Origin of the sequence: Streptomyces sp. NPDC047014 (assembly GCF_040644195.1) — a bacterium.
GTDB lineage: Bacteria > Actinomycetota > Actinomycetes > Streptomycetales > Streptomycetaceae > Streptomyces.
On record NZ_JBEYVX010000037.1, the window covers coordinates 36,507 to 63,003 of the forward strand.

The 26,497-nt window shown below is 74.1% G+C and carries 27 protein-coding genes; 20 read left to right on the forward strand and 7 right to left on the reverse strand.

Going from position 1 to position 26,497, the window contains the following annotated elements; translation table 11 throughout:
* The first annotated feature begins 291 nt into the window (after nt 1-291).
* Both ABZ873_RS20520 and ABZ873_RS20525 read left to right on the forward strand, forming a co-directional pair.
* Complete coding sequence (locus tag ABZ873_RS20520; protein ID WP_360873798.1) at nt 292-684, forward strand: TraR/DksA C4-type zinc finger protein; 393 nt, start codon at nt 292-294, stop codon at nt 682-684.
* Nucleotides 685-752: 68 nt separating this feature from the next.
* Nucleotides 753-1,847, forward strand: coding sequence for a YihY/virulence factor BrkB family protein (locus ABZ873_RS20525; protein ID WP_360873801.1), 1,095 nt, complete (start codon nt 753-755; stop codon nt 1,845-1,847).
* A gap of 83 nt (nt 1,848-1,930) precedes the next feature.
* Here the strand turns inward: ABZ873_RS20525 and ABZ873_RS20530 are convergent, their stop codons facing one another.
* The gene (locus tag ABZ873_RS20530) at nt 1,931-2,323 is read right to left on the reverse strand and encodes a hypothetical protein (RefSeq protein WP_360873804.1); all 393 of its coding nucleotides are present in this window, start codon (nt 2,321-2,323) and stop codon (nt 1,931-1,933) included.
* Nucleotides 2,324-2,671: 348 nt separating this feature from the next.
* Between ABZ873_RS20530 and ABZ873_RS20535 the strand changes: the two genes are divergently transcribed.
* From ABZ873_RS20535 to ABZ873_RS20545, 3 genes are all read left to right on the forward strand, one after another.
* On the forward strand, nt 2,672-3,859 hold the full coding sequence (locus ABZ873_RS20535) for a glutathione-independent formaldehyde dehydrogenase (RefSeq protein WP_360873807.1): 1,188 nt from the start codon (nt 2,672-2,674) through the stop codon (nt 3,857-3,859).
* A gap of 90 nt (nt 3,860-3,949) precedes the next feature.
* A complete protein-coding gene (locus ABZ873_RS20540) occupies nt 3,950-4,594 on the forward strand; it encodes an NAD(P)H-dependent oxidoreductase (RefSeq protein WP_360873810.1) in 645 nt (214 codons plus the stop codon).
* Between the two features lie 157 nt (nt 4,595-4,751).
* Entirely contained in the window at nt 4,752-5,081 is a 330-nt protein-coding gene (locus ABZ873_RS20545) for a plasmid stabilization protein (protein WP_360873813.1), read from the forward strand.
* Nucleotides 5,082-5,096: 15 nt separating this feature from the next.
* Here ABZ873_RS20545 and ABZ873_RS20550 read toward each other — a convergent pair whose 3' ends face one another.
* The 3 genes from ABZ873_RS20550 to ABZ873_RS20560 are packed head-to-tail and all read right to left on the reverse strand — an operon-like array spanning nt 5,097 to nt 8,583.
* Nucleotides 5,097-6,641 (reverse strand): FAD-dependent oxidoreductase, encoded by a 1,545-nt coding sequence (locus tag ABZ873_RS20550; protein ID WP_360873816.1) that lies wholly within the window; start codon nt 6,639-6,641, stop codon nt 5,097-5,099.
* Nucleotides 6,638-7,360, reverse strand: a complete 723-nt coding sequence (locus ABZ873_RS20555; protein WP_360873819.1) for a class I SAM-dependent methyltransferase — start codon at nt 7,358-7,360, stop codon at nt 6,638-6,640. The genes ABZ873_RS20550 and ABZ873_RS20555 overlap by 4 nt, the downstream gene beginning before the upstream one ends.
* 35 nt (nt 7,361-7,395) lie before the next feature.
* Nucleotides 7,396-8,583, reverse strand: coding sequence for a lycopene cyclase family protein (locus ABZ873_RS20560; protein WP_360873822.1), 1,188 nt, complete (start codon nt 8,581-8,583; stop codon nt 7,396-7,398).
* Nucleotides 8,584-8,849: 266 nt separating this feature from the next.
* On the opposite strand from ABZ873_RS20560, the gene ABZ873_RS20565 reads away from it, so the two are divergent.
* From ABZ873_RS20565 to ABZ873_RS20580, 4 genes are read left to right on the forward strand one after another with little or no spacing between them, the layout of a single operon-like run.
* Nucleotides 8,850-10,169 carry a polyprenyl synthetase family protein gene (locus ABZ873_RS20565; RefSeq protein WP_360873825.1) on the forward strand — a complete coding sequence of 440 codons (1,320 nt, stop codon included), beginning with the start codon at nt 8,850-8,852 and terminating at the stop codon, nt 10,167-10,169.
* Nucleotides 10,166-11,686 (forward strand): phytoene desaturase family protein, encoded by a 1,521-nt coding sequence (gene crtI / locus ABZ873_RS20570; protein ID WP_360873828.1) that lies wholly within the window; start codon nt 10,166-10,168, stop codon nt 11,684-11,686. The genes ABZ873_RS20565 and crtI overlap by 4 nt, the downstream gene beginning before the upstream one ends.
* Nucleotides 11,683-12,696, forward strand: a complete 1,014-nt coding sequence (locus ABZ873_RS20575; protein ID WP_360873831.1) for a phytoene/squalene synthase family protein — start codon at nt 11,683-11,685, stop codon at nt 12,694-12,696. The genes crtI and ABZ873_RS20575 overlap by 4 nt, the downstream gene beginning before the upstream one ends.
* Nucleotides 12,693-13,706 carry a DUF5914 domain-containing protein gene (locus tag ABZ873_RS20580; RefSeq protein ID WP_360873834.1) on the forward strand — a complete coding sequence of 338 codons (1,014 nt, stop codon included), beginning with the start codon at nt 12,693-12,695 and terminating at the stop codon, nt 13,704-13,706. The genes ABZ873_RS20575 and ABZ873_RS20580 overlap by 4 nt, the downstream gene beginning before the upstream one ends.
* Nucleotides 13,707-13,741: 35 nt before the next feature.
* Here the strand turns inward: ABZ873_RS20580 and ABZ873_RS20585 are convergent, their stop codons facing one another.
* Nucleotides 13,742-14,032, reverse strand: a complete 291-nt coding sequence (locus ABZ873_RS20585) for a hypothetical protein (protein WP_360873837.1) — start codon at nt 14,030-14,032, stop codon at nt 13,742-13,744.
* 188 nt (nt 14,033-14,220) lie between these two features.
* On the opposite strand from ABZ873_RS20585, the gene ABZ873_RS20590 reads away from it, so the two are divergent.
* Together ABZ873_RS20590 and ppk2 are read left to right on the forward strand one after the other, a co-directional pair.
* Nucleotides 14,221-14,589, forward strand: coding sequence for a PRC-barrel domain-containing protein (locus ABZ873_RS20590; RefSeq protein WP_360873840.1), 369 nt, complete (start codon nt 14,221-14,223; stop codon nt 14,587-14,589).
* Between the two features lie 173 nt (nt 14,590-14,762).
* Nucleotides 14,763-15,704 carry a polyphosphate kinase 2 gene (ppk2, locus tag ABZ873_RS20595; RefSeq protein WP_360873843.1) on the forward strand — a complete coding sequence of 314 codons (942 nt, stop codon included), beginning with the start codon at nt 14,763-14,765 and terminating at the stop codon, nt 15,702-15,704.
* Nucleotides 15,705-15,784: 80 nt separating this feature from the next.
* On the opposite strand, the gene ABZ873_RS20600 is transcribed toward ppk2, so the two are convergent.
* A complete protein-coding gene (locus ABZ873_RS20600) occupies nt 15,785-16,201 on the reverse strand; it encodes a CBS domain-containing protein (protein WP_360873846.1) in 417 nt (138 codons plus the stop codon).
* A 138-nt stretch (nt 16,202-16,339) separates the two neighbouring features.
* On the opposite strand from ABZ873_RS20600, the gene ABZ873_RS20605 reads away from it, so the two are divergent.
* Entirely contained in the window at nt 16,340-18,718 is a 2,379-nt protein-coding gene (locus ABZ873_RS20605) for a bifunctional serine/threonine-protein kinase/ABC transporter substrate-binding protein (RefSeq protein ID WP_360873849.1), read from the forward strand.
* Nucleotides 18,719-18,907: 189 nt separating this feature from the next.
* Nucleotides 18,908-19,411, forward strand: coding sequence for a hemerythrin domain-containing protein (locus tag ABZ873_RS20610; protein WP_360873853.1), 504 nt, complete (start codon nt 18,908-18,910; stop codon nt 19,409-19,411).
* A gap of 69 nt (nt 19,412-19,480) precedes the next feature.
* Here ABZ873_RS20610 and ABZ873_RS20615 read toward each other — a convergent pair whose 3' ends face one another.
* Nucleotides 19,481-19,984 (reverse strand): MarR family transcriptional regulator, encoded by a 504-nt coding sequence (locus tag ABZ873_RS20615; RefSeq protein WP_360873856.1) that lies wholly within the window; start codon nt 19,982-19,984, stop codon nt 19,481-19,483.
* Between the two features lie 100 nt (nt 19,985-20,084).
* Between ABZ873_RS20615 and ABZ873_RS20620 the strand changes: the two genes are divergently transcribed.
* The 7 genes from ABZ873_RS20620 to ABZ873_RS20650 all read left to right on the forward strand — a co-directional run bounded on the left by ABZ873_RS20620 (nt 20,085) and on the right by ABZ873_RS20650 (nt 26,333).
* Nucleotides 20,085-21,272 (forward strand): PP2C family protein-serine/threonine phosphatase, encoded by a 1,188-nt coding sequence (locus tag ABZ873_RS20620; protein WP_360873859.1) that lies wholly within the window; start codon nt 20,085-20,087, stop codon nt 21,270-21,272.
* Between the two features lie 38 nt (nt 21,273-21,310).
* Entirely contained in the window at nt 21,311-21,862 is a 552-nt protein-coding gene (locus ABZ873_RS20625) for a MarR family transcriptional regulator (RefSeq protein ID WP_360873862.1), read from the forward strand.
* 104 nt (nt 21,863-21,966) lie between these two features.
* Nucleotides 21,967-23,256, forward strand: coding sequence for a SpoIIE family protein phosphatase (locus ABZ873_RS20630; protein ID WP_360873883.1), 1,290 nt, complete (start codon nt 21,967-21,969; stop codon nt 23,254-23,256).
* Entirely contained in the window at nt 23,253-24,932 is a 1,680-nt protein-coding gene (locus ABZ873_RS20635; protein ID WP_360873865.1) for an ATP-binding protein, read from the forward strand. Before ABZ873_RS20630 ends, ABZ873_RS20635 begins: the two co-directional genes overlap by 4 nt.
* Nucleotides 24,929-25,387: a response regulator gene (locus ABZ873_RS20640; RefSeq protein WP_360873868.1), complete on the forward strand. Its 459-nt coding sequence runs from the start codon at nt 24,929-24,931 to the stop codon at nt 25,385-25,387. Before ABZ873_RS20635 ends, ABZ873_RS20640 begins: the two co-directional genes overlap by 4 nt.
* 88 nt (nt 25,388-25,475) lie before the next feature.
* Entirely contained in the window at nt 25,476-25,838 is a 363-nt protein-coding gene (locus ABZ873_RS20645; RefSeq protein WP_360873886.1) for an STAS domain-containing protein, read from the forward strand.
* Nucleotides 25,839-25,880: 42 nt separating this feature from the next.
* The gene (locus ABZ873_RS20650) at nt 25,881-26,333 is read left to right on the forward strand and encodes an ATP-binding protein (RefSeq protein WP_360873871.1); all 453 of its coding nucleotides are present in this window, start codon (nt 25,881-25,883) and stop codon (nt 26,331-26,333) included.
* The last annotated feature ends 164 nt before the right edge of the window (nt 26,334-26,497 follow it).

Below are 26,497 nucleotides of genomic sequence, written 5' to 3' on the forward strand. Positions count from 1 at the left end.
TGCGAGGATCCGCTTCTCCTGCGCACCGTTCGGTGCCGGCGCCAGCCGCTGGGCGCGCAGGACCTCGTCATGAACGCTCCCGGCCCGGGAGAGGTACGTCGGCTGCCCGTTCCTAGCGGTCGCGACCGCCGTGCCGTGGATACGAGGCCGCGCCGGTGCACGTGTGAACACCGTGGGCCCGGGTGCGCGAGCCCGATCGCGAGGGCTCCGCGTCCTCACCGGCACCCGCGCCAGCGCCTCCGTCGCCCGTCCGGAGGGAATCCCGGGCCCCCCGGCCGCGTTGGCTCAGCCATGGGTGACAGCGGCTCGGACAGGACCGGCTTCGGCGGCGCCCGCGCGCGGGTCGTTGGCGATCGGGAGGACACCCTCGCGCGGGTGGCCGCGCTGCAGCGGGACTTCGACGGGATCGTCGCGGCGAACGCGCTGGTGGCCGTGGACGACGAGCACGATCCCGAGGGCGGGACCACCGCCTTCGAGCGGGCCCATGTCGCCGCCCTGCTGGCGCAGGCCCGCGAGCACCTGGACGAGCTGGACCGGGCGATGGAACGGCTCGACCAGGGCGGCTACGGGCTGTGCGAAGGCTGCGGCGGGGCCATCGCACCCGAGCGGCTGGAGATCCGCCCCGCGGCGACCACCTGCGTGCGCTGTGCCGCCGCCACCGCGCGCCGGGCGCCCCGCGCCTGAGCGAGCGGCCCGCGCAGCCGGCGTACGTACGCGTACATGACTGCCGCCGGTCTGGAAAGCCGCCAGGTATGACACGCACACCAGAGCACGGCCCGCGCAACCCGAACAGCGAGAACAGCCAGGACAGCCAGGACAGCCAGGACAGCCAGGACAGCCAGAACGAGGACACCGGCCGCGCGAGCACGCCGGGGCCGGACCCGCTCGTGGAGGAGCGCGCGCCCGACCAGCCCACCGAGATGCCCCGGCGGTCGTGGAAGGCGGTCCTGCGCGGGACCTTCAAGGAGTTCCAGGACGACGAGCTCGCCGACCGGGCCGCGGCGCTGACGTACTACGGGGTCCTGGCGCTGTTCCCCGCGCTGCTCGTGCTGGTGTCCCTGCTGGGCCTCGCGGGCGAGTCCGCGACCCAGCAGGTCCTGGACAACCTGCGGAAGCTGGCTCCCGGCTCGGCGCGGGACGTGATCACCAACGCGGTGGAGGGCCTCCAGGGCAACTCCGGGATCGGCTCCCTCCTCGCCGTCGTCGGCCTCCTCGTGGCCGTGTGGTCGGCGTCCGGCTACATCGCCGCCTTCATCCGTACGTCGAACGCCGTCTACGACATGCCCGAGGGCCGTCCGGTGTGGAAGATCCTCCCGCTGCGCCTGGTGCTCACCCTCACGCTGATGATCCTGGCCTGCGCCAGCGCCCTCATCGTCGTCTTCTCCGGATCCCTGGCCCGGCAGGTGGGGACCGCCCTCGGCATCGGGGACACCGCCCTGACCGTGTGGTCCATCGTGAAGTGGCCGGTGCTGGTGCTGCTCGTCACGATCATGATCGCCGTGCTGTACTGGGCCGCCCCGAACGCCAAGGGCCGCGGATTCAAGTGGGTGACCCCCGGCAGCTTCCTGGCGCTGCTGATCTGGATGGCCGCCTCGGCCGGTTTCGCCTTCTACGTCACGCACTTCGCGTCCTACAACAAGACCTACGGCACCCTCGCCGGCGTGATCATCTTCCTGGTCTGGCTGTGGATCACGAACCTGGCGATCCTGCTCGGCCTGGAGTTCGACGCGGAGATGGTGCGCCAGCGCGCGATCGTCGGTGGACTGCCCGAGGACGAGGAGCCGTACGTGGAGCCCCGCGACACCCGCGCATGGAGCGACGAGGACCACCGGCGCGCCGAGCACTGAGCGGGGGCGGTAGCGGCGCCCGCCCGGACACGCGCCCGCCGCCGGCGCCTGCTGCTTCGCGTCGGCGGCGGTCCCGGGGTGGGTCAGTGGGCCGGGCGGTCGTGCGGGGCGTCCTGGGGGTCGACGCCCGTCACGGCGGAGGCGTCGCGGGTGCCGGTCGGGCGCTTGCTGCGGCCCTTGGTGCCGGTGTCGTGCATGCCCTTCTCGCCGCCGCTGCCCTTCGCCTGGTCCTGGCCGCTGCGGCCCGTGCTCGGCACCGACCTGCCGTGCGGGTTGCCCGACTCCTCCTTGGAGGGGATACGGCCCGGGCCCTTCTCCGGGGCGTACTCGTCGGGGTGGAACGAGCGATGGGCGCTCGGGTTGTCCTGGGTGCGGGTGCTGTCCACGTCGGGGGACCAGCCGTGCTGCTCGGTTCCCTTGTGGCGGCTCGGTCCCTCCCCGTGCCGGGGCTGAGACCCCTTCTGCTGCTTGGCCATGGCTCCGCTCGCCTGCCTTCCTGTGCTGGAGTGCCGAGGTGCTGGAGCACCGACGGGCCGGACTGCGTTCATATCCGCCCCGTATCTGTGCGCGTGCCCCGGTATGTCCCGGGTATACGTGGGGCCCCGCGCGCCCGGAGCGACGTACGGCACCCGGCGCGCCCTTCGCGTTTCCCGCCCCCGCCTCCGGGCAGGCGCCGACCACTCCCGGGAGCCGGGCCCGCGCCGGGCACGACGGCGGCGGAGCCCCCTCTCGGAGCCGCCTGTCGGAGCCCCCTCCCAGGGCATCGATCGCCGCCGGACCGGCTTCCACGCAGCGCCGGGCGCGGCGGCGGGTAAGGAGTGATCATGAAAGCGGCAGTGTACGAAGGTCCCCGCACGGTGACGGTCAAGGACGTCCCCGACGCGCGGATCGAGCACCCCTGCGACATCCTCGTCCGGATCACGACCACCAATATCTGCGGATCCGACCTGCACATGTACGAGGGCAGGACCTCCTTCGAGACCGGCCGGGCCATGGGGCACGAGAACCTGGGCGAGGTCGTCGAGGTCGGCCAGGCGGTCACCAAGGTCCAGGTGGGCGACTGGGTGGTCCTGCCGTTCAACATCGCCTGCGGTTTCTGCAAGCAGTGCGAGCAGGGCCTGACCAACTACTGCCTGACCATGCAGCCCAAGGCCGACATGGCCGGCGCCGCCTACGGCTTCGCGGAGATGGGCCCGTACCAGGGCGGCCAGGCCGAGCTGCTGCGCGTACCGTACGGCGATTTCAACGCGCTGCGGCTGGGCGAGGACGCGGCCGAGCGCCAGCTGGACTATGTGATGCTGGCCGACATCTTCCCCACCGGCTACCACGCCACCGAGATGGCGCAGGTGAAGCCCGGTGACCAGACGATCGTCTACGGGGCCGGTCCCGTCGGCCTGATGGCCGCCTACTCGGCGATCCTCCGGGGCGCCGGGCGGGTGTGGGTCGCCGACCACCAGCCGGACCGGCTGCGGCTGGCCGAGCAGATCGGCGCCATCCCGATCAACACCTCCGAGCAGGACCCGGGTGAGGTGGTCAAGGAGGCCACCCTGGGGCTCGGGGCGGACAACGGCTGCGAGTGCGTCGGCTACCAGGCGCACGATCCGCAGGGCCAGGAGGACGCGAGCCTGACCATGAACGGGCTGATCGACGCCGTGCGCTTCACCGGCAGCCTCGGTGTGGTCGGGGTGTTCATCCCCGAGGACCCGGGCGGAGCCGAGGCGCAGGGGTCGCTGGAAGCGCAGGGCAAGATCCCGATCGACTTCGGGATGCTGTGGTTCAAGGGGCAGCGGATCGGTACCGGCCAGGCTCCGGTCAAGCGTTACAACCGGGCGCTGCGCGACCTGATCGCGGGCGGGAAGGCCGAGCCGGGTTTCCTGGTGTCGCACGAGCTCGGGCTCGACGAGGCGCCCGCCGCCTACGAGCACTTCGACAACCGCGACGACGGCTGGACCAAGGTGGTCCTGCACCCCGACGGCCGCGGGCGCAAGCGCGAGGCGGCCCTCGGCGGCTGACCGCCGCCGGACGCGCTGGTTCCCGTACCGATCGGCTGGTATCGGGAGAAAAGGCGGGATGGCGCGTGCACCTCCGGGTAGCCGGACCGCATGAACACCACCGACACCACGGGCGCCACCGGCAACACCCCGCTGCGCGCCGTCGCGCTCGTCTGCACGCTCTCCCCGTCGCCCGCTCCGTCCAGCTCCCAGCTCCTGGCCGAGCAGACCATGGCCGCGCTCTCCGAGCACGGGGTCACGGGCAAGGTCATCCGGATCGCGGACCATGACGTGAAGCCGGGTGTGAAGACCGACATGGGCGACGGCGACGCATGGCCGGAGATCCGCGAGACGGTCCTCGCCTGCGACATCCTGATCCTGTCGACGCCGATCTGGCTCGGCCACCCCTCCAGCATCGCCCAGCGGGTACTGGAACGGCTGGACGCGGAGCTCGGCGAGACCGACGACGAGGGCCGCATGCTCACCTTCGGCAAGGTCGCCGGGGTCTGCGTGGTCGGCAACGAGGACGGCGCGCACAAGGTCAGCGCGGATCTGTTCCAGGGCCTGAACGACGTCGGCTTCTCCCTCGCGCCGAACGCCGTCACCTACTGGGTGGGTGAGGCCATGCAGGGCACCGACTACCAGGACCTGGACGAGGTTCCCGAGAAGACGGCCGCGACGACGGCCACCCTCGCGGCCAACACCGCGCACCTGGCCCGCCGCCTCAAGGCCGCTCCCTACCCGCCTTCCTCCTGACCCGTTCGCCCGGCTCCGGTCACGGTCCCGGCGAGGACGCCGGTGCCCTGAACGGCGGTGGGCCGGATGCCGGGCTGCCGGGATGCGGGGGTGGCGGGGCGCGGGCAGGCTGTGCGTGTGGTTCCAACCCCCCACCCCCGTCACGAAAGGGCGTGTCATGCCCCGAGGTTCCGGTTCCCAGCGTGAACGGCAGTACGAGCACATCAAGGAGTCCGGCGAGGAGCGCGGCATGTCCCCCTCCCGCGCCAAGGAGATGGCCTCCCGGACGGTGAACAAGGAGCGCGCCCGCTCCGGCGAGACCAAGACCGCGAGCCGCGGCTCCGTCCAGGGCAAGTCCGCCTCCCAGCGCGGCGGCCAGAAGTCCTCGGGCGGCGCCGACTCCTCCGGGCGCACGAAGGACGAGCTCTACCAGGAAGCCAAGAAGCGCGGCATCGAGGGCCGCTCGACCATGAGCAAGCAGCAGCTCAAGAGCGCCCTCGGGCACTGAGGGCCGGCGCGGCGCTCAGCGGCGGGCGGCCGCCCAGGCGGCCGCCGTGCGCAGTACGGGGTCACGGCCGCGGTCCGGGACCGTCCACAGGGTCTGGCCCCGTACTCCCCATCCCTCCAGCAGGGCGTTCGCGGCGAGGAAGCCGGTCGTCGCCGCCCGTTCCATGAGGGCCACCGGCAGGTCGGTACGGACGTGGTCCCCGGCGACCACCAGCGCAGGGTCCCCGGTGCGGACCGTAGGGCGGTCGGTATGGCCGCCCAGCGGGAACAGCGGGCAGTCCTGCCGCCATTCGTGGCGTACGTCGACCACCCCGGCCGCGCGGGTCTCCGGGTAGACGCGGTGCAACTGGCCGAGGAGCTGGCGCTCCTGGTCGGGGCGCGCGGCCCCGGGTTCGACGGCGTACGCGTGCAGTTCCACCACCGATCCGCCGGTACGGGCCGCCCAGACGGCCGCCTCGTCCTCCCAGCGCTCCAGCACGCTGATGTTGTCGAGGCCACCGAAGCCGCTGGTGCCCAGGAAGCCCGGCCGGTCGGCGGCGACGGGCCGGTCCAGCCACAGCCGGGTGACCAGGAAGGGCGGGGCCGGGCGCAGCCGCGCCACCCGCTCCCGCCAGGCGGGGTCGCCCAGCCGCTCCGAGCGGGCGGCGAGGGAGCGCAGCCCGGTGGAGTCCAGGGCGAGGACGACGGCGTCGTGGTGGCGCTCCTCCCGCTCCCCCGCGACCTCGAACCCGCCGGTACGGGCGGGGGCGATGTGCTCCACGGGACTGCTGGTACGCACCTCGGCCGCATGGCTCTCCAGGTAGGAGGCGAGCGGGGCCCACAGGGCCTGGGGGTAGGGCGAGCGGGGCACGTCGAAGAGCAGGCCCTCGGCGGAACCCAGGAAGTAGATGTGGAACATCAGGGCCATCTCGGCGGCCGAGAGCCGGCGCGGGTCGGCGAAGAAGCTCCGGGAGAACACCTCGAAGGCCAGGTGGCGGGCCTGCGGCGGGAAGTTGACGGCGTCGAGGAAGTCGTGGGCGCTGATGCCGTCGAGGCGGTGGTAGACCTCGGGCACGCGGATGTCGACCAGCGGCAGGGCCTTCATCGGGCTCATGGCGCGCAGGTCCCGCAGCCGGAAGGACGGGCTGAGGGCGGCGAAGGCCAGCGCGCTCCAGGGCGGGGTGCGGGGCACGTGACGGAAGCTGTCGCGTGCGCCCTCGGCGTGCAGCAGCGGGTAGTCGGGCAGCGGGGCCAGCCGTGCCAGGGCGGGGTCCGTACGCCGCAGCAGGCCCCGGAGGTTGTAGTACTGGCGGAAGAAGGCATGGAACCCGCGGCTCATCGTCACGGTGGTGCCGTCGCGCAGCCGGGTGGGCCAGCCGCCGGCCCGGCCGCCGAGGTAGGGCTCGCGCTCGTACAGGGTGACGGTGACCCCGCGTTCGGCGAGGGCGGTGGCGGCGGCGAGCCCGGCGATGCCGCCGCCGATCACGGCGGCCGTGTGCCGGCGGGTGGCCCGGCGGGAGCCCGGGAGGGCCGGGAGGACGCGGGCGCGCCGGTCGCGGCCGCGGCGGGCGGGCCCGGTCATCGGTGGCCTTCCGCGGTGCGGGCGGCGACGAAGGTGTGGGTGATGCCCGTCTGCCAGCCCGGCAGCGGCAGGGCGCGGACCCGGTGGAAGCCGGCGCGGCGGATCCGGGCCGTGAACTGGTCGGCCCGGTCGAAGCCGACGACGCTCCGCCACAGGTGCCGGTAGAGCGGGCCGTCGCCCAGCAGGGTCGCGGCGGGCTGGACAAGGCCCCGGCAGACCAGGGTCCACACCGCCCGGTCGGCGGGCCGTCCGCTGAGGCTGTACTCGTGCACCCCGAGCCGTCCGCCCGGTCGCAGCACGGCTGCGACGGAGCCGAGGACGGCGTCGGGATCGGTGAGGTTGCGGAAGAGGTAGGCGGCGAACACCGCGTCGAAGGGGCCTCCCACGCCCGCCTCCGCGAGCTGTTCGGCCGGGGCGTGGACCAGGCGGACCCCGTCCGCCCAGGGCTTGGCGGCGGCGCGGGCCAGCATCCCCGCGGAGGCGTCGACGGCCGTGATCTCGGCGGCCGGGAGCACGGAGCGGAGCGCGGCGGTGGAGGCGCCGGTGCCGCAGCCGAGGTCCAGGACGCGCAGCCCTTCGCCGTGGCCGGGCAGGCCGAGGCGGCGTACCGAGCGGCGCAGGTGGGCGTGGTAGCCGGGGTTGGCGGCGACCAGGGCGTCGTAACTGCGGGAGGCGTGGTCGAACGCCGCGGCGAGGTCCTCGTCGCGCAGCAGGGTCATACGGGCTCCAGGAACGGGGTGGTGGACGGGCGGGGTCAGGCGAAGGGGCGGCGGGGCAGCGTGGGCAGTTCGAGCGCCGACCGCAGCATGGGCCCGGCCGGGGCATGCCGTCCGACGGCCAGGTCCTCGAACAGGCTGGTGGGTCCGTCGAGGAAGCGCAGGAGCCGGGCCGCAGGGACGCGGGCGAAGAGCCGGCAGAACAGCTCGGGCCCGTCGACCCGTCCGGTGTCCAGGGCGCGCAGCAGTACGGCGTCCATGGCGCGGGCCCGTGGCGCATGGGCGGCCGGGGGCTCCGGGCGCCGCCCCTGCCGGAGCGCGGCGGCGACGGCGCGGGTCTGGCGCTGGAGTCCGGCGAAGGTGTAGCCCGTCGACGGGCGGGTGGCGCCACCGGCGGCGCCGATGCGGAACACGGAGCTGCCGACACGGCGTGGCAGCGGGGCGTCCGTCATGGGGATCACCCCGGTCTCGGTGGCGAGGACGTCCAGGTCGCCGAGGGCCAGCACCTCGTCCGCGTACTGGCGCAGGGCGCTCGTGTAGCCGCTCGCGGTCAGGGGGCGGGCGGAGAACTCGGTGTATTCCACCAGGGCTTCGTGCGGCCCGACGGGCAGGACGTAGCCGAAGGAGAGGCCGTGGGCGGGCTGCGGGGTCCGGAAGTCCATCAGCTCCGCCGTGGCCGGGTCGAAGGCGGGGCGGGCGGTCCGGACGAACCAGCCGTGGAAGTGCTGGAGGAGGGTGGTGCGGGCGGCCGGGAGACTGCCCAGGGGGCGGGAGTCGAACACCCAGCGGGCCCGGAGGGCGCGCCCGCGGCCGTCGGGGCCGGTCATCCGTACGTGGGCGCCCCCGGGGATCTCCTCGACGGTGTCCACGGTGGCTTCCAGGCGGCGGACGTTGGGGCTGTGCGTGAGGTCGCGGGCGACGAGGGCTTCGAACGCGTCGGAGCGGATCATCTTGTACCGCAGCGGGGCGATGCCGGACACGACGGGCGGGCCGGTGGGCGGCCGTACCCGCAGACGGTCCCAGTGGGCGCGCACGGCGGCGTCGAAGCGGCCGCGGCCGGACTCCCAGAAGCACCAGGTGCGCGGGGCCGGGCGCAGCGGGCCGGGCGGGGCGTCGACGAGGACCACGGACGGGGTGCGGCCCACGGGCCGGTGGCCGTTCAGCCGGTGGGCCAGGGACAGGCCGGCGGCTCCCGCCCCGATGACCGCCACGTCCGCTTCCAGCACGGTCCTGTCCTTCCGGGTGCGCGTGCGTGAGCAAGAGGTTTTCCCGTTGCTACGGGGTTCCCGCTTGCGGGGGTTTCCCGTTCCGGCGCGGAATCGGATGCGCTCCGCTGCCGCGGTCACCTGGTCGGCCGCGTCCGGACGATGGCATTCCCTCGCTTTTCGGTCATTTACTCCGGATCGCATCCGTATCACGGGAAGGGACCGAAGGCACAGGTGGTGAGCGTTCGACACCACGAGGATCCGCCACCACGACGAGAGGAACCGGGATGCGCCGGACCCCGGCGAAGGACCACTCCGCGACCACGTCGCCACCCGTTCCCTATCTGGTGGCCTCGACGGGGTCCGCGCCACGGCACCGGCGCGCCGGCCGCGCGGTGGCGGGGGCGGCGCACGGCGTGGCCGCCCCGGAGGGGACCGCCCTCCCCGGCGTCGCACCCCGGACGGTGGACGCGGACGTACCGGCGGCCGTGGGGGAGATGCTGGAGGCGCTGCTCGCGCCCCGGCTCGCGCGGGCCGGGGCGCTGGACGCCCTCTTCGCCGGTGAACTGGCCGGGCGTGTCGCGCGCTTCACCCGGGACGGCGGCAAACGCACCCGCTCCCAGCTGCTCTGGTGGTCGATGCGCGCCTGCGGCGGGGAGGACACGGCCACGGCGACGGCCGCCCTGCGGATCGGCGCCGCGCTCGAACTGCTCCAGACCTGCGCCCTCGTCCACGACGACGTGATGGACGGATCGGTACTGCGCCGCGGCCGCCCCGCGCTCCACACCGACCTGCGGGACCGCTGCGACGGCCTCGCCTCGCCGGAGGGCGCCGCCCGCTTCGGGGAGGCGGCCGCGGTCCTGGCCGGGGACCTCGCGCTCGTCTGGGCGGACGACGTGGTGGCGGGCACGGAGCTCGACCCGTGGACGGCCGCCGTGGTGCGCGAGGTGTGGGCCGATCTGCGCACCGAGATGGTGGCGGGTCAGTTCCTGGACCTGCGCGGCCAGCTCACCGGGGCCCGCTCCCCGCAGCAGGCCCTGCGCGCCGCGCACCTCAAGAGCGCCCTGTACTCCGTCCAGCGCCCGCTGTCCCTCGGCGCGGCGGTGGCGGGCGCGGACGGCCGCACCCTGCGGGCGCTGAGCTCGGCGGGGCGCTGCGTGGGCATGGCCTTCCAGCTGCGCGACGACCTCGACGACGCCTTCGGCGACCCGCGGCACACGGGCAAGGGCTGCGGGGGCGACGTACGCGAGGGCAAGCCGACCTATCTGGCCGCGTCGGCGGTGGCACGCGCCCGCGCCCTGGGCGACACCAAGGCGCTGGCGGTGCTCGAACGGGCCCTCGGAGACACGGATCTGACGGAGCGCGGCCTGGACGAGGTACGGGAGGTGCTGGTGCGTACGGGTGCCCGCGCGGCGGTGGAGGCGAAGATCGGGCGGCTGGTGGCGCGGGGGCTGCGGCACTTCGACGGCGCGGGCGCGCTGCCCGACGCGCAGGCCGCCCGGCGGCTGCGCGGGCTGCTGGCCGCCCAGGCCACCTCCCGGGCACCCGACCACCCCTCCCCCGCGCCCGCCGCGGCCGGTTCCGGCGCGGCGGGAGGCGGGCGATGACCCGTACCGTGAGCGGGCGCACGGACCATGTGGTGGTGGTCGGGGCGGGGCTGGCCGGGCTGTCGGCGGCCCTGCACCTGCGGGGAGCGGGCCGCCGGGTCACCGTGGTCGAGCGGGACGAGCAGCCCGGCGGGCGCGCGGGGCGTCTGCACCTCGGCGGCTACCGGGTCGACACCGGCCCGACCGTGCTGACGATGCCCGACCTCGCCGACGAAGCCTTCGCGGCGGTCGGCGACAGCCTGGCCCGGCGGGTGGAGCTGATCCCCCTGCACCCGGCCTACCGGGCCGCGTTCGCGGACGGCAGCAGCCTGGACGTGCACACCGGGGGCGAGGCGATGGCCGCGGCGGTCGAAGCCTTCGCCGGACCCCGTGAGGCGGCGGGCTACCTGCGGCTGCGCGCCTGGCTGGAACAGCTCTACCGGGTGCAGATGCGCCGCTTCATCGACGCGAACTTCGACTCCCCCCTCGACCTGCTGACCGGCGATCTCGCCCGGCTGGCGGCGCTCGGCGGCTTCGGGCGCCTCGACCGGCGCATCGGCGGCTTCCTCAAGGACGAGCGGCTGCGGCGGGTGTTCTCCTTCCAGTCCCTGTACGCGGGCGTGCCGCCGGCCCGGGCCCTCGCCGCCTACGCCGTCATCGCCTACATGGACACCGTGGCCGGGGTCTATTTCCCGCGCGGCGGTATGCACGCCCTGCCGCGGGCCATGGCGGACGCCGCCGCCGACGCGGGCGCCGCACTGCGGTTCGGCGAGCCGGTGACCGTACTGGAGCGCTCCGGCGACCGGATCACCGCCGTCGTCACCGCGCGGGACCGGATCGCCTGCGACGCGGTGGTCCTCACCGCGGACCTGCCCGTCAGCTACCGGCTCCTCGGCCGCCGCCCACGCCGGCCGGTCCGGCTGCGGCACTCCCCGTCCGCCGTCGTCCTGCATGTGGGCACGGACCGCACCTGGCCCCAACTCGCCCACCACACCATCTCGTTCGGGGCCGCCTGGCGGACCACCTTCGACGAACTCACCCGGCACGGGCGGCTGATGAGCGATCCGTCGCTGCTCATCACCCGGCCCACCGCCACCGATCCCGCCCTCGCACCGCCCGGCCGCCATCTCCACTACATCCTCGCCCCCTGCCCCAATACCGAGATCGGGCCCGGGGGCGCCGCGTGGGGCGAGCTCGGGCCGCGCTACCGGGGCGAGCTGCTGCGCGTACTGGACCGGCGCGGGCTGCACGGCATCGAGGCGGCCGTCGAGGACGACTGCCTGGTCACCCCCGCCGACTGGCTGGCCCAGGGGCATGCGGCGGGCACCCCCTTCTCGGCGGCCCACACCTTCCTGCAGACCGGCCCCTTCCGGCCGCGCAACCTGGTCCGGGGCACGGAGAACGCCGTACTGGCCGGCTGCGGCACCACCCCCGGCGTCGGCGTCCCCACCGCCCTGGTGTCGGGCAAGCTGGCGGCTGCCCGGATCACCGGCGGCGTCCGGCGCCCCGCCGCCCAGGCCCGGGGGGCGGCCCGATGACCGGACGCGAGCTCGACGCGGCGGGCATCACCGACCCGGTGCTGCGCGCCGCGTACGCCCGCTGCCGCGAGCTCAACGCGGCCCACGGGCGGACGTACTTCCTGGCCACCCGCCTCCTGCCGGCCGGCCGCAGGCCCGCCGTGCACGCGCTGTACGGCTTCGCCCGCTGGGCCGACGACATCGTCGACTCCACGGATCCGGCGGCGGACGACGGCCTGCGCGGCGCCCGGCTCGCGGCCCTGCACCGGCGGCTGGACGAAGGGCTGCGGGAGGGCGGCGGCGCGGAGCCGGTGGTGGTGGCCCTCGCCGACACCGCCCGCCGCTACGGCATCGACCACCGCCACTTCCAGGACTTCATGACCGCGATGCGGTCCGACCTGGAGGTGACGGCGTACCCCCGCTATGCCGATCTGCTCGGCTACATGCACGGCTCGGCGGCGGTGATCGGGCTCCAGATGCTGCCCGTCCTGGGCACGGTCGTACCCCGGGAGGTGGCCGAGCCGCACGCGGCGGCCCTCGGTATCGCCTTCCAGCTCACCAACTTCCTGCGGGACGTCGGCGAGGACCTCGACCGGGGGCGCGTCTACCTGCCGGCCGATCTGCTCGGCGGGCACGGCGTCGACCGGGAGCTGCTGCACTGGTGCCGGGCCACGGGCCGCCAGGACCGCCGGGTGCTGGCCGCCCTGCGGGAGTTCGAGGCGCTGACCCGGCGGGTCTACCGGGAGGCGTGGCCCGGCCTCGCCATGCTCGATCCGGTGTCCCGGCCGTGCATCCGCACCGCCTACGTGCTCTACGGGGGCATCCTCGACGCCGTCGCCCGGGACGGCTACACCGTGCTGCACCGCCGCTCCCTGGTGACGCGCCGCAGGCGGGCGAGGGTCGCCGCGGGGGCGCTGGCCCGGGTGGCGGCGGCCCGGCTGGCCCGCCGGGGGCTCGGCCCGGCCGGCGAAAGCGGCGCTGCGGTGCCGTCCTCGGGCCCCGCCCGAGCCGCTTCCGAGGAGGTCGTATGAGCCCCGAACCGCCCGCACGGCGGGCCAGGCTGCCGCTCTCGCTGCGCCGGCGGCCCGTGCCGTGGGACCGGCAGCGGCCGACCTGGCGGGACGCGAAGCCCGGCCTCATCGCCGCGGCCCTGAAACGGGCGCAGGCCCGGCCCGCCGGGAACTGGTACGTCGTCGGATCCTCCGCCGCCCTCGGCGACAGCCGGCCCCTGGCCCGTACGGTGGGCGACCGCGAGGTGGTGGTCTGGCGCGGCGCCGACGGCCGGCCGCATGCCGGGCCGGGCAGCTGCCCGCACCTCGGGGCGCCCCTCGCGGACAGCCCCGTACGCTGCGGGACGCTGGTGTGCCACTGGCACGGGCTCGGCCTCGACGGCACGCCCTTCGCGGGCTGGGAGCCGTACCCGGCCTTCGACGACGGGGTACTGCTCTGGGTGCGGCTGGACGGGCTCGGCGGGGAGGCGCCGCTGGAGGCACCCGTCGTACCGGAGCGTCCGGCTGCGGGGCGCGGGCTGACGGCCACGTACGAGGGCGTCGGCGTGTGCGAGCCCGAGGACATCGTGGCCAACCGGCTGGACCCCTGGCACGGGGCCTGGCTGCACCCGTACTCGTTTGTCGACCTGACCGTGGTGGGGCGGCCCGCCACGGAGGAGGAGGCGGAGGACCGCTTCGAGGTGGACGTCTCCTTCAAGGTGGCCGGGCGCCTGGTGGTGCCGGTGCGTGCCGTCTTCACCGCGCCGGGGCCGCGTACCGTCGTCATGCGGATCACCTCGGGCGAGGGCGCGGGCTCGGTGGTGGAGACCCACGCGACCCCGCTCGCGCCGGACGACCGGGGCAGGCCGCGGACCGCGGTGACCGAGGCCGTACTGGCCGCCTCCGACCGCCCCGGCTTCGCCTTCGTCCGCCGGGCCGCGCCGCTCCTGCGGCCGGTGATGCGGACGGCGGCGGCCCGGCTGTGGCGGGACGACCTGGCCTACGCCGAGCGGCGGTGGCACCTGCGGGCGACGGGGCGCTTCCCCGGCTGAGGGCCGTCCGTGCTCCTGCGGGCTGCTAGCGGCCGCTACCAGCGCACCGGGAGCCGCGGCCCGTGCCCCTGGATATGGGCGATGGCCAGGACCGCGGTGACCCAGGCGACCACGCCGCTCCATGCCAGGAGCCCGGAACCGGCGAAACCTCCCACGATCAGCATCGTGAGCGCGACCACCAGGAGCACCAGCGTGGCCGCCAGCCGTCTCTGCTTCGCGCCCCGCGCCCCCTGCCATCCGCGCGCTCGCGCGCTCCCCCGGCTCAGCTCGGCGGCCAGCTGATCCCATGCCGCCGCTTCCCGTACCGTCAGCTCACTCCCGGCCACTCGCGTCCCCTCCCCTGACCCGTACATGGGCATCGCAGGGGCGTCTGCCCGGGGACCGTTCCTCCCATGTATCGCTCCTTCCGGACGAAATCGCCGTGAATGAAGCCCGAATGCCGGGGCACAGGCGGTCAGGTCAGCACAGAACGCAGACCTCAAGAAACGTAGATCTCAAGAGGAGTTGTTTTCGTATGACTGAGAACGTGTGGAGCTACAAGCCGACCGCCGGCCGTCTGACCGCCACGGACCTGACCGGCTACAAGGTCGAGGCCACCGACGGCAGCATCGGCAAGGTCGACAAGCACTCCGACGAGGTCGGTGACGCCTACCTGGTGGTCGACACCGGGGTCTGGATCTTCGGCAAGGAGGTCCTGCTCCCCGCGAGCACGGTGATCCGCATCGACCAGGCGGAGGAGAAGGTCTACGTGGACCGCACCAAGGAGCAGATCAAGGACGCGCCCGAGTTCCACCGGGACAAGCACCTCGGTGACACCGGCTACCGGGACGAGCTGGGCACGTACTACGGCACCGGCGCGCCCTTCGGCGGCCGCCCGGCGTGACCCCACGGTCGCTCTGACCGCCCGCCCGGCCGCACGGCCGGCCCTCGCGGTCCTCTTCGGCCCCGGCACCTCTCGCAGGTGCCGGGGCCGATTCATGCCTTTTGTTACCCGGGGAAAGCTCGGGGTAGGCGCGGGTCGTGAGTGATCCCATAGCGCGGCAAGAGCGGCAACAGGTGACCGACGATCTGCTCTCCGGCCTGAGTGTGGACCACCGGCGGCCGGAGCAGCCGGTGCTGCTGGACGCCTCCGGCGCGCCCATCCGCACCTGGCGCGAGAACTATCCGTACGAGCGCAAGATCCGGCGCCGCGAGTACGAGCGGACGAAGCGGGTCCTCCAGATCGAGCTGCTGAAGCTCCAGCACTGGGTGCAGAGCACCGGGGCGCGTCTGGTGGTGATCTGCGAGGGCCGGGACGCGGCGGGCAAGGGCGGCACGATCCAGCGCTTCACGGAACGGCTCAACCCGCGCGGGGCGCGGATCGTGGCCCTGAACAAGCCGACCGACCGGGAGGAGGGGCAGTGGTACTTCCAGCGGTACATCGCGCATCTGCCCGCCGCCGGTGAGATCGTCTTCTTCGACCGGTCCTGGTACAACCGGGCGGGCGTCGAGAAGGTGATGGGCTTCTGCACGCCGGAGCAGTACGACCTGTTCCTGCGGCAGTGTCCCGCCTTCGAGGCGATGCTCGTCGAGGACGGGATCCTGCTGGTGAAGTTCTGGTTCTCGGTCTCGCGGGCGGAGCAGCGCACCCGCTTCGCGATCCGGCAGGTGGACCCGGTGCGCCAGTGGAAGCTCTCCCCCACCGACCTGGCCTCCCTGGACCTGTGGGACGCGTACACGACGGCGAAGGTGGAGATGTTCCGCGCGAGCGACACCGAGCACGCGCCGTGGACGGTGGTGAAGAGCAACGACAAGCGGCGGGGGCGGCTGGAGGCGATGCGCAGTCTGCTGTGGCGCGTCGACTACGACCGCAAGGACGAGGAGGCGGTCGGCCGGCCCGACACCCTCATCGTCGGCGCCGCGGACACCCTGCTCGAATCCGGTGAGGAGCCTTCCCTGCTCTCCCCCACTCCCCTGGCGGGGCCGCCGACCGGACCGGGCCTCCACCCCAACGCGTAGGACGCGGCGCGGGCCCCCGATCCCCCTGGTGGGGTCGGGGGCCCGCGTGTGCCGGGGCCGCTGTCGGTGCCGCCGGTGGTTCAGGGCGCGGAGAGGGCGTCGAGCAGGTCTCCTACCTGGGGTGCCGGCAGGGCGCGCGCGACGTCCGCCTGGGCGACCATGCCCACAAGGATGTGCCCGTCGATGACGGGCAGGCGCCGGACCTGATGGTCCATCATGGTGCGCAGGATGACGTCGGCCTCGTCGTCCGCGCCGATGGTGACGGCCTCGCCCTGGGCGAGCTCGCCCACCTTGCATTCTGCCGGGTCCTTGCCCGCCCCGAGGACCTTCACGACGATGTCGCGGTCGGTCAGCATCCCCTTGAGCTTCTCGTCGGTGCCGCAGATCGGCAGTGCGCCGACCCCCAGCTCCGTCATCTTCTTCGCGGCGTCCAGGACGGTGTCCGTGGCCTTCACGCAGGTCGCGTCCGCCGTCATGATCTCCCGTGCGGTGGTCATCACGGTCTCCTCTCGGAAAGGGGGTCTCCCCGCCCCTGCCCGGCGAATCCGCCGCCATGCCGGACCTCTCCGCGCCGTGGGCCCGATCAAGCCATCCCTTCGGCACCCGGTCGGCCCGGCAGCACATACAGTGTGCGCGTGACCGAGCACGATCCCGAACTCATCGCCGGCCGCTACCAGCTGGTCGAACGCATCGGCCAGGGCGGTATGGGCCGGGTCTGGCGTGGCGTCGACCAGCAGCTCTTCGGGCGCGAGGTCGCCGTCAAGGAGATCCTTTTCCCGCCGGGCATGGAGGACGAGGACCGGGCCGCGCTGCTGCGGCGGTTCACCGGCGAGGCGCGGGCGGCGGTCACTCTCAGCCACCCGGGAATCATCACCATCCATGACGTCGTGGAGCACCGGGGCTCTCCCGTCATCGTCATGGAGCTGATCCGCGGCGAGTCCCTGGCCGCGGCCGTCCGGAGCCGGGGCCGGCTACCCGTACGGCGTGTGGCGCGGATCGGCGCGGCCGTGCTCGACGCGCTGGCGGAGGCGCACGCGGCGCGGATCGTGCACCGCGACATCAAGCCGGACAACGTGCTCCTGGCCAAGGACCGCGTGGTCCTCACCGACTTCGGGATCGCCCATCTCGCCGACGCCACGACGAAGCTGAGCCACAGCGGGATCGTCATCGGTACGCCGCAGTACATGCCGCCGGAGCAGCTGGAGGGCAAGCGCCCGACCGCCGCGAACGACCTGTGGGCGCTCGGCGCGACCCTCTACCACGCCGTCGAGGGGCAGCCGCCGTTCGCGGCGGACGGGCTGCACGCGCTCGCCGTCGCGGTGTTCACCCGCCCGCACCGGCCGGCGGTGCACGCCGGCCCGCTGGCTCCCGTACTGGACGCGCTGCTCACGAAGGATCCGGCGTTGCGGGTGGGCGCTGCGGAGGCGGCGGAGATGCTGGCGGAGGTACTCGACGCCCTCCCGGCGGAATCCGGTACGTCCGGCGGGCCGGGGCGGCGGCGCGAGGCGGAGCCCGCGCCCGGGTCGGGCCCTGCCTGGGATCCCGGGCCCGGGCGGGCGCCCGCGCCGCCCCCGCAGGACCCGCGGACTCCGCACGTACCGGCGCCCGCACCGGATCCGGCGCCGCCGACTCCGACCCCGACGCCGACTTCGACTCCGACCCCGACCCCGACCACCGTGGATCCTGAGCCCGCCGCGCCGACCGTGCCCGCGCCTCCGGCCGAGGCCGAACGGGAGCCCGTGGACGGGACGTCCGCCCGGCGGCGGCCCCTCGCGCGCCGTTCCGTCGTACTCGGCACGGTGCTGGCCACCCTCGCCGCCGGGTCGGTCCTGGCCTGGACCCTCACCGGGGACGGCGGCGGGCGCCACACCGGCGGCCCGGCCGGTGGCGGCGGGGCGGCCGCGCCCTCCGTCACCGTGGTGATCGGCGTGGACGCACCGCTCAGCGGCGGGCTGTCCCCGATGGGCACCGGCATCCGCAACGCCGCCGACCTCGCCGTGCGGACGGCCAACGAGACCCGGCACGTGCCCGGGGTGACCTTCGAGCTCAAGGCGCTGGACGACGCGGCCGACCCCGCCAAGGGCGCGGCCAACGCCGCCCGGTTCGTGTCCGACGCCAAGGTGCTGGGCGTCGTGGGCCCGCTCAACTCCGGCGTGGCCAAGACCCTGGTGGCGCCGCTGAACCGGGCGGGCCTGGCCGTCGTATCGCCCGGCAACACCGACCCCGTGCTGACGCTCGGCCCCCGCTGGGCCTCGGGCAGCACCACCCGCCCGTACTCCACGTACTTCCGTACCCTCGCCACGGACGCGGACCAGGGGCCGTTCGGCGCCCGGTACCTGCACGGCGAGGGCAAGAAGACCAAGGTCTACGTGGTCGACGACGGGAGCGCCCACGGCACGGCCCTGACCTCGGGTTTCTCGGCCGAGTTCGCGAAGCTCGGCGGCACCGTCGTGGGCACCGAGCGGGTCGACCCGGCGGAGCGCGCCTTCGCGGGACTCGCCCTGCGGGCGCGCTCGGCGGGCGCGGACGCCGTCTACTTCGGCGGCTACTTCGACACCGCGGCCCATCTCTCCCAGCAGGTGAAGCAGGCGGGCCTGACCGTGCCGCTGATGGGCGGCGACGGCGTCTTCGACCAGCAGTACCCCACGGCGAACCCGCAGGCCGAGGGCGATCTCGCGAGCATGGTCGGCACACCGGCCGAGGACTCGGCGGCCGGGCGGGACTTCCTCGCGCGGTACGGGAAGGCCGGGTACCCGGAGGCGGCCGGCTGGTACGGCCCGTACGCCTACGACGCCACCTGGAGCATCGTCGAAGCGGTGAAGGCGGTCGCGGCGGCCAACGGCGGCACCCTGCCCGGCAACGCCCGGGCCGAGGTGCCGCGGGCCGTGGCCCGGCTGTCGTTCGACGGGGTCACCGGCCGGGTCGCCTTCGACGGGCACGGCGACACGGTCAACCGCCGGCTGACGGTGTACACGGTGCGCGGCGGCGCGTGGGCGGCGGCCACGGCTCGCTGACCGGGCGCCTGTTCGCCGGCCCCCGGCCGGCCCGCCGACCCGCCGCGCGGCGAACGGGTGACCGTGCGGCGTGGCACGGAAATCGGGCGGGCGTGCGGCCGAGCATGACCCACGGGTCCCGGGCGTTTCAAAAACCCGCGAGCGAGCAGCCGTGCAGGTGACGGGACCCGGACAGAGGAGGCTGATCACATGTCGGACGCAGGTCAGGGCGAGGACGTCGTCGCGGTGATCCTCAAGGATCACCGGACCATGGAGGAGCTGTTCCGCAGGATGCGGAGCGTGGAGGCCGACCGAGCTGCGGCGCTGGCGAAGTTCTCGGCGCTGCTGATCGCCCACGCCGAGGCCGAGGAGCACGAGGTCTACGGCGCGCTCAAGCGCTTCCGGGACATCGAGAACGAAGAGGTGGAGCACGGCGCGGAGGAGCACGCGGAGGGCAACGAGGCCCTGCTCAAGCTGATGGAGGTGGAGGAGGTCGGCTCCGAGGAGTGGGACGAGCGCCTGGAGGAGCTGGTCAAGGCGGTCAACCACCACCTCGACGAGGAGGAGCGGACCATCCTCAACGGCGCGCGGGAGAACGTGCCCGACGAGCGCCGGGCCGAACTGGGCGCCGCGTTCCTGCGGGAGCGCGAGAAGCAGCTCGCGGCGGACTGCGGCAGCATCGAGAACGTCCGCCGGATCGTGCAGAACGCCTGAGCCCGCCCCCGGCACCGCCCCCGCCCTCCGGCCCGTCCCGGTACGCCGCCCACGCGCGGCCCTGAGCCCTCAGGCCGTCCGCGTCGCGGCGGCGGACTCCGGCGACGGCAGCCGCAGCGGTCCCGCCACCGCCGCGCAGAAGTCGGCCAGCCCCGTCGCCAGGGCGGCGCGGGAGGTCTCCGGCATCGCGGCCATCGCCTCGGCCAGTACCTCCTGCCGCCGGGCGCGCAGCCGTTCGAGGTAGGTGCGCCCGGCGGGGGTCAGGCCGAGCAGCACCTCACGGCGGTCGTCGGCCCCCGGGTGCCGTTCGAGGAAGCCGACGGCCTGGAGGCGGTCGCAGAGCCGGGTGACCGACGGCGGGGCCGCCTCCAGCAGCCGGCCGAGCTCGCGCAGGTTGAGCCGGCCGTTGCTCTCCACGAGGAACAGCACGCGGGCCTGCGCGGAGGAGACGGGCGGGGCGCTGGCGGTGTCCCGGCCGCGCTCCCAGACCACCTCCAGCAGCTCGATCAGCTCGCTCATGTGCGTCACCGCCGACACGACGGGCCGCGGGGAGCCGATCGGCCGCTGACTCATGTGACACTCCCTACCGGACGTACGCGCAGCCCTTCCCCGGCGGACCGGCGGCTTCGTAGTCCCCCATCTTGGCAGTTACGAGAGAGACAGGGCGGGGCCGGTGACTGAAGGCGGACGCGGTGAGGGTGTCGGGGGCGGCGGCGGGGATCTGGAGCGGGCACTGCGCCGCTCCGCCCCGCACGCGCTGTTCGAGGAGGTCCGGGGCATCCTGGCCCGCGAACACGGGGCGTCGGGCGCCGAACTGCTGCTGGCGGACTACGCCTCGGCCCGGCTCCAGCCGGTCACCCCGGAGCCTTACACGGCCGGGTCCGTGTCGGCGTACAACAGCACCGAGGGGCGGGCCTTCGGTTCGCAGGAGCCGCATGTGGTCGCCGGGCCGGACGGGACCGCCGTGCATCTGCCGGTGAGCGTGCGCGGGGACCGGCTCGGGGTGCTGACCGTCCGTTATCCGGCGGGTGTGCTGCTCGGCGGGCTGGGCCCGCTGCGGGACGTGGCGGACGCGCTCGCGCACGCGATCGTGGTCGCGGACCGGGACACCGACTTCTTCCTCCAGGCCCGCCGGGCCAAGAGACTCACCCTGGCCGCCGAGATGCAGTGGCAGCTGCTGCCGGGGCGCGCCTGCTCCCGCCCCGAGTACGACCTGGGGGCCCAACTGGAGCCCGCGTACGCCATCTACGGCGACAGCTTCGACTGGTCCGCCTCGGCCGACCACCTGACGCTGACCGTCAACAACGGCATGGGCGAGGGCATCGACGCGGCGCTGCTCACCAGCCTCGCGATCAGCGCCCTGCGCAACGCCCGCCGGGGCGGTCTCGCCCTCGCGGACCAGGCGGCGCTGGCGGACCAGGCCCTCTACGGCCAGTACCAGGGGAATCTGCACCTGGCGATGCTGCTGCTCCGCTTCGACCTCGACTCCGGCGAGGTGGAGGTCATCGACGCCGGCTCGCCCCGGGTGTACCGGCTACGCGCGGGCGCCGTGGAGCCGCTGGCCCTGGAGGCGCAGCTGCCGCTCGGCATGTTCGAGGACACCGTCTACACCTGCCAGAGCTTCCGGGTCCGGCCCGGCGACCGGTTGTTCTTCCTGAGCGACGGGGTCTACGACGTCCTCTCCCCCTCCGGCGAACGGTACGGCCTGCACGCCCTGGAGCGTGCGGTGATGAACACCCGGCTGCTGCCGCCCTCGCAGGTGCCCCGGGCGCTGCTGGAGGAACTGCCGGGCTACCGGGGCGGTGCGGAGGCCGCCGACGACGCGATGGTGGTCTGCCTGGACTGGCACGGCAGGGGGTAGGCGCGCTCTTCGGCGGCGGACGGTGGCACAGTGGTGGCATGCCCCGTCCCTGCCGCTCCCCCGCGTACGAGGATCCGGTCGCGGCCCTGGCCGCCGCGGCGGAACTCCTGGCGGTGCTGCACGCCCGGGGCCAGGACGGTGTGACGCCCGCGGTGTCGCCCTCGCAGTTGCGGGCGCTGCTCGCCGTCGAGGGGGCCGAGGGCGTCAATCTGCGCACGCTGAGCACGGTACTGGGCTCCGGTCCGCCGTCGGTGACGCGGCTGTGCGACCGGCTGGAGGCGATGGGGCTGCTGACCCGCTCCCCGCATCCGTCGAAGCGGCGTGAGGTGGAGGTACGTCTCACACCCCGGGGGCGTGCGCTCCTGGAGGAGCGGCGGGCGATCCACCGGCGCGAGCTGACCGCGGTGCTCGGGCGGATGGCGCCCGAGGCGGTGGAGGCGCTGGTGACGGGCCTGGAGGCGCTCCGGGAGGCGGCGGCGGAGGCGCATCCGGCCGAGGTCGCGGCGGTGGCGGAGGAGACTTCCGTCACGGAAGGCGGGGGGCCGGTTCCGGTTCGGCCGCCGGGGATGACAGACTCATTGAGTTCGTAAAATATTGCCTAACGGCAAATGATCACTCTAGGCTTACCCGACGCAACCACGCGTCCGTCGGGCGTCCGCCGTCCGAGATGAGAAGGGACAGACGCGACGCCATGGTGAGCATCTCCGGGCTCGGGGCCCAGCGCCCGGCCGCCCGCAGCCCGCAGCAGGCGGCGACCCCGCCCCGCGAGGCGTCCCTGGGGATCGCGGACGACTCCCTGGCGCTGTGGAACGGCGTGCCGCCGTACGTCCTGCTCATCGAGGACGACGAGGGCGACGCCGTGCTCGTCGAGGAGCTGGTGGAGGACAGCGGGATCGAGGTCCGGCTCGGCCGCGCCCGCTCCCTGGCCGACGCCCTGCACCTGCTGGAGGCCGAGACCCCCGAGTGCGTGCTGCTCGACCTGCACCTGCCCGACGCCCAGGGCCTGGACGGGCTCCGGAAGGTCCTCGCCGTCTCCGCCGAGGCCGCGGTCGTCGTCCTGACGGGCCTGTCCGAGGAGCGCTCGGGCCTGACCGCCGTCGCTGCCGGAGCCCAGGACTACCTGGTCAAGGGGCGTCTGGAGGCGGACGTCTTCATGCGGGCCATCCGCTACGCCATCCAGCGAAAGCGGACCGAGCTGGCGGCGGCCGCCCTCCAGGCGAGCAAACTGCGCGCCGAGGAGAACGCCCGCCTCGAACGCGGTCTGCTGCCCACCCCGCTGCTGCTCGACGACGCGGCCGAGGCCGTCAGCGTCTGCGCCCGCTACCACCCCGGACGCGCCCAGACCCTGCTCGGCGGTGACTTCTACGACGTGGTGCAGACCCCCGACGGGGCCACGCACGCCGTCGTGGGCGACGTATCGGGCCACGGCCCCAGCGAGGCGGCCCTCGGGGTGTGTCTGCGCGTGGCCTGGCGGTCCTTCGTGATGGCCGGCGCGCGCGGCGCCGAGCTGCTGGGACTGCTGGAGCAGATTCTCGTCGCGGAGCGCTCCGGGCCGGAGATCTTCGCCACGCTCATCTCCCTCACCCGTCCCGCGGGCAGCCGCGAGGTGGCCGTGCAGCGGGCCGGGCATCCCGGGTTCCTGATCCGCTCCGGGGCCGGCGTGGAGCTGCGTACCGTGCCGGGCGGGCCCGCTCTGGGCATCGTGCCCGGCTGGGGGCCGGGCTGGCCGGTCACCGGGGTGCCCGTGGAGTCCGGCGGGGCCCTGATGCTCTTCACCGACGGCCTGATCGAGGGCCGCATCGGACCGGGCTCCGACCGTCTCGACGAGGCGGGCCTCCTGGAGATCGCCCGCAAGCACGCCGAGCTGCCCGCCGAGCTCTTCGTCGACACCCTGATCCAGACGGCGCAGGGCATCGCCGCGGACTGGGGCGGCCTGGCCGACGACGTCGCCGTCCTCCACCTCGAATGGAACTCCCCGTCGTGACCTCCCCCGCACAGCCTCCCCAGCCGTCCCGCCGCCGTTTCCCGCAGCGCCGGACGGCGAGCCTCCAGGGCTGGCTCACCACCGTGCTGGTGGTGCTCGCCCTGATGGTCCTGGGGACGGGCGCGGTCGGCGCCACGCTGCTCGCGCACACCACCACCGCCGGCGACCGGCTCGTCGACGTGATCATGCCCGCCCAGCGGGACGCGCTGCGGCTGGAGACGGCCCTGCTGGACCAGGAGACCGGGGTGCGCGGCTATCTGCTGGCCGAGGAGCCCGCGCTCCTGGAGCCGTACGACCGCGGTGTGGCCAGCGAGACCGCGGCGGCCCAGCGCCTGGCGGCGGTCCTGGTGGACGATCCGGGCGTACGCGAGGACCTGGCGGCGGTGCAGGAGGCCGCCCGGGTCTGGCGCGACGAGTTCGCGACGCCCGCCGTGGCCTCCGTCGAGAACGGCACCACCGCGCCCTCCTTCCAGGCGGGCAAGGACCGCTTCGACGAGGTCCGCCGCAAGATCGCCGCCCAGCAGGCGCACCTGGACCGGGTCCAGGCCGAGGCCCGTACCACCTTCGGTGAGGCGCGCTCGCAGCGCGACCACATCCTGCTCGCGATCGCCGTGGCCTTCCTGCTGGCCGGCCTCGCCCTCGCCGTCCTGCTCCACGTGGGCGTGCTGCGGCCGCTCGCCCTGGTGCGCACCGCCTCGCGGCGGGTCGCGAACGGGGCCTTCGAGGAGGAGATCCCGCTGCGCGGCCCCTCCGACCTGCGGGACCTGGCCCAGGCGGTGGAGGCCATGCGGCACCGGACCGTCGCCGAGCTGAAAGCCTCGCGGCGCAACGCCGAACGGCTCGACCGCACGGCCGCCGAGCTCGACGCGCAGGCGGTGGAGCTGCGCCGCTCCAACGCCGAGCTGGAGCAGTTCGCGTACGTGGCCTCGCACGACCTCCAGGAGCCGCTGCGCAAGGTGGCCTCCTTCTGCCAGCTGCTGGAGAAGCGGTACGGCGACCAGCTCGACGAGCGCGGCGCCCAGTACATCGGCTTTGCCGTAGACGGCGCCAAGCGGATGCAGGTCCTCATCAACGACCTGCTGACCTTCTCCCGCGTGGGCCGCGTCCAGGACGCGCGCGAGACGGTCGCGATGGACGAGCCGCTGGACCGGGCGCTGCGCAATCTGGCCACCGCGGTGGAGGAGAGCGGGGCGGAGATCGTGCGGCCGGAGCGGCTGCCGGAGGCGGTGGGCGATCCGATGCTGCTGGCGATGCTGTGGCAGAACCTGGTGGGCAACGCCGTGAAGTTCCGCTCCCCGGACCGCGCCCCGCGCGTCGAGGTGGCCCTGGCCGACGGGCCGGACGCGGAGCCGGGCTTCCACACCTTCACCGTCACCGACAACGGGATCGGCGTACCGGCCGAGTTCGCCGAGAAGGTCTTCGTGATCTTCCAGCGGCTGCACGGCCGGGAGAGCTACGGCGGCACCGGCATCGGGCTCTCGCTCTGCAAGAAGATCGTCGAGCACGCGGGCGGACGCATCCGGATCGACACCGAGCACCGGGAGGGCACCCGTATCGTCTTCACCCTGCCCGTCGTCACCACGGCCACCGCTCCCGCGGCCGGCCCGGCGGACACCGAGGGCGGCTCCGACGCCGCGCCGCCCGCCTCCGTACCCACCGAAGGAACCCGCCGATGAGCAGCCCCGCAGACCGGCCCCAGGCCACTCCCGCCGTCGTCCTGCTCGTCGAGGACGACGCCGGCGACGAGCTGATGACCCGGGAGGCGTTCGAGGACAACAAGATCGGCAACGTCCTCTACGTGGTCCGCGACGGGCTGGAGGCGCTGGACTTCCTGTATCGCCGTGGCGAACACGCGAACGCCCCGCGCCCGGACCTGATCCTGCTCGACCTGAACCTGCCCAAGTACGACGGGCGGCAGGTCCTGGAGCAGATCAAGACGGACTCGGACCTGAACCACATCCCCGTGGTCGTGCTCACCACCTCGGCCGCCGAGGAGGACATCCTGCGCAGCTACAAGCTGCACGCGAACGCCTATGTGACAAAGCCGGTGGACCTCGACCAGTTCATCCGGGCGATCCAGCAGATCGACGACTTCTTCGTCACCGTGGTGAAGCTGCCGCGCTCGCGGTGAGGCGGACGGCGGCCGCCGCCGAGCCTGGCGCGGGCCGCAAAAGTTCGGGAATGCGAACAGGAATGTGGGGAAGACGGACGTGAGCAGCATGGACACGCAGAACGCCGACGCACGCAGCCACGTCGAGACCCGGTCCGACGGGGACGTGCGGATCGTGGTGATGGCGGGTGAGTTCGACATGGACAACGTGGCCGCCCTGCGGATCGCGATGGACCCGGCGGCGCCCGGTGTCACGCGGTTCGTGCTGGACGTGGCCGGGGTGACCTTCGTCGACTCGACCGCGCTCAGCATCCTGCTGCAGCCCGCCCTGGACCGGCCGGTGGTCCTGGCGGGGACCGTGCCGGTCCGGCTGGCCCGGCTGCTGGAGATCACCGGCGCCGACCTGGCCTTCGCCACCGCGCCCAGCGTGGCCGAGGGCACGGCCATGATCGTGCCGCCTCGACGGGGCTGAACGGCGTTCCCGCGAGGACGGGAGGACGCGAGGAGGTGACGGATGCTGCACCACGCGGGCATGGGCGACAGCACGACGACGCGCACGGGCGCGCCGCGCAGTGCCATGGAGGCGCGTGAGCGGGTACGGGCCCTGCTGGAGTCCTCCGCGACCGCGGGCCCCGGCGACGCCGCCGGGGAGGCGGTCCTCACCGACGCGCTGCTGGTGACCTCGGAGCTGGTCACCAACGCCATCCGGCACGGCGGCGGACTCCTGGACTTCGACGTCTCCCTCTGCGCGGGCGGCACCGGGCTGCTGATAGCCGTCACCGACGCCGTCGCCTCCGGTCCCCCGGACCCCGCGCAGCGCCCCACGGGGGCGCTCACGGGCCAGGGCGGTTTCGGGTGGCCGCTGATACGCCGCCTCACCCGGAGCGTGACGATCACCCCTGCCGGGGCGGGCGGCAAGCGCATAGAGGTCGTGGTGCCGATCGACGGCGCGGCGGGCCGGCCGTAGCCCCTCCGGAGGCCGCTGCCGGCCGTTTGAAACCGGAATTCCGGGCCATACGGGCGTCGAACAGGGCTTCGGCTTCCGCCGCGCCGGGCCCGAGGGCACCCAGCTGATGCCGCCGGCCGCGATCGTGCCGATGCCCGCGATCATCATCGCGGTGGAGCCCGCCG

Excerpts from the sequence above, each read along its gene's own strand:
- ABZ873_RS20610 (WP_360873853.1), top strand. The coding sequence starts at position 18,908 with ATGTCGGACGCAGGTCAGGGCGAGGACGTCGTCGCGGTGATCCTCAAG.
- ABZ873_RS20580 (WP_360873834.1), top strand. The coding sequence starts at position 12,693 with ATGAGCCCCGAACCGCCCGCACGGCGGGCCAGGCTGCCGCTCTCGCTG.
- ABZ873_RS20645 (WP_360873886.1), top strand. The coding sequence starts at position 25,476 with ATGGACACGCAGAACGCCGACGCACGCAGCCACGTCGAGACCCGGTCC.
- ABZ873_RS20575 (WP_360873831.1), top strand. The coding sequence starts at position 11,683 with ATGACCGGACGCGAGCTCGACGCGGCGGGCATCACCGACCCGGTGCTG.
- ABZ873_RS20530 (WP_360873804.1), bottom strand. The coding sequence starts at position 2,323 with ATGGCCAAGCAGCAGAAGGGGTCTCAGCCCCGGCACGGGGAGGGACCG.
- ABZ873_RS20520 (WP_360873798.1), top strand. The coding sequence starts at position 292 with ATGGGTGACAGCGGCTCGGACAGGACCGGCTTCGGCGGCGCCCGCGCG.
- ABZ873_RS20590 (WP_360873840.1), top strand. The coding sequence starts at position 14,221 with ATGACTGAGAACGTGTGGAGCTACAAGCCGACCGCCGGCCGTCTGACC.
- ABZ873_RS20625 (WP_360873862.1), top strand. The coding sequence starts at position 21,311 with ATGCCCCGTCCCTGCCGCTCCCCCGCGTACGAGGATCCGGTCGCGGCC.
- ABZ873_RS20525 (WP_360873801.1), top strand. The coding sequence starts at position 753 with ATGACACGCACACCAGAGCACGGCCCGCGCAACCCGAACAGCGAGAAC.
- ABZ873_RS20600 (WP_360873846.1), bottom strand. The coding sequence starts at position 16,201 with ATGACCACCGCACGGGAGATCATGACGGCGGACGCGACCTGCGTGAAG.
- ABZ873_RS20640 (WP_360873868.1), top strand. The coding sequence starts at position 24,929 with ATGAGCAGCCCCGCAGACCGGCCCCAGGCCACTCCCGCCGTCGTCCTG.
- ABZ873_RS20540 (WP_360873810.1), top strand. The coding sequence starts at position 3,950 with ATGAACACCACCGACACCACGGGCGCCACCGGCAACACCCCGCTGCGC.
- ABZ873_RS20545 (WP_360873813.1), top strand. The coding sequence starts at position 4,752 with ATGCCCCGAGGTTCCGGTTCCCAGCGTGAACGGCAGTACGAGCACATC.
- ABZ873_RS20535 (WP_360873807.1), top strand. The coding sequence starts at position 2,672 with ATGAAAGCGGCAGTGTACGAAGGTCCCCGCACGGTGACGGTCAAGGAC.
- ABZ873_RS20550 (WP_360873816.1), bottom strand. The coding sequence starts at position 6,641 with ATGACCGGGCCCGCCCGCCGCGGCCGCGACCGGCGCGCCCGCGTCCTC.
- ABZ873_RS20565 (WP_360873825.1), top strand. The coding sequence starts at position 8,850 with ATGCGCCGGACCCCGGCGAAGGACCACTCCGCGACCACGTCGCCACCC.
- ABZ873_RS20615 (WP_360873856.1), bottom strand. The coding sequence starts at position 19,984 with ATGAGTCAGCGGCCGATCGGCTCCCCGCGGCCCGTCGTGTCGGCGGTG.
- ABZ873_RS20650 (WP_360873871.1), top strand. The coding sequence starts at position 25,881 with ATGCTGCACCACGCGGGCATGGGCGACAGCACGACGACGCGCACGGGC.
- crtI (WP_360873828.1), top strand. The coding sequence starts at position 10,166 with ATGACCCGTACCGTGAGCGGGCGCACGGACCATGTGGTGGTGGTCGGG.
- ABZ873_RS20555 (WP_360873819.1), bottom strand. The coding sequence starts at position 7,360 with ATGACCCTGCTGCGCGACGAGGACCTCGCCGCGGCGTTCGACCACGCC.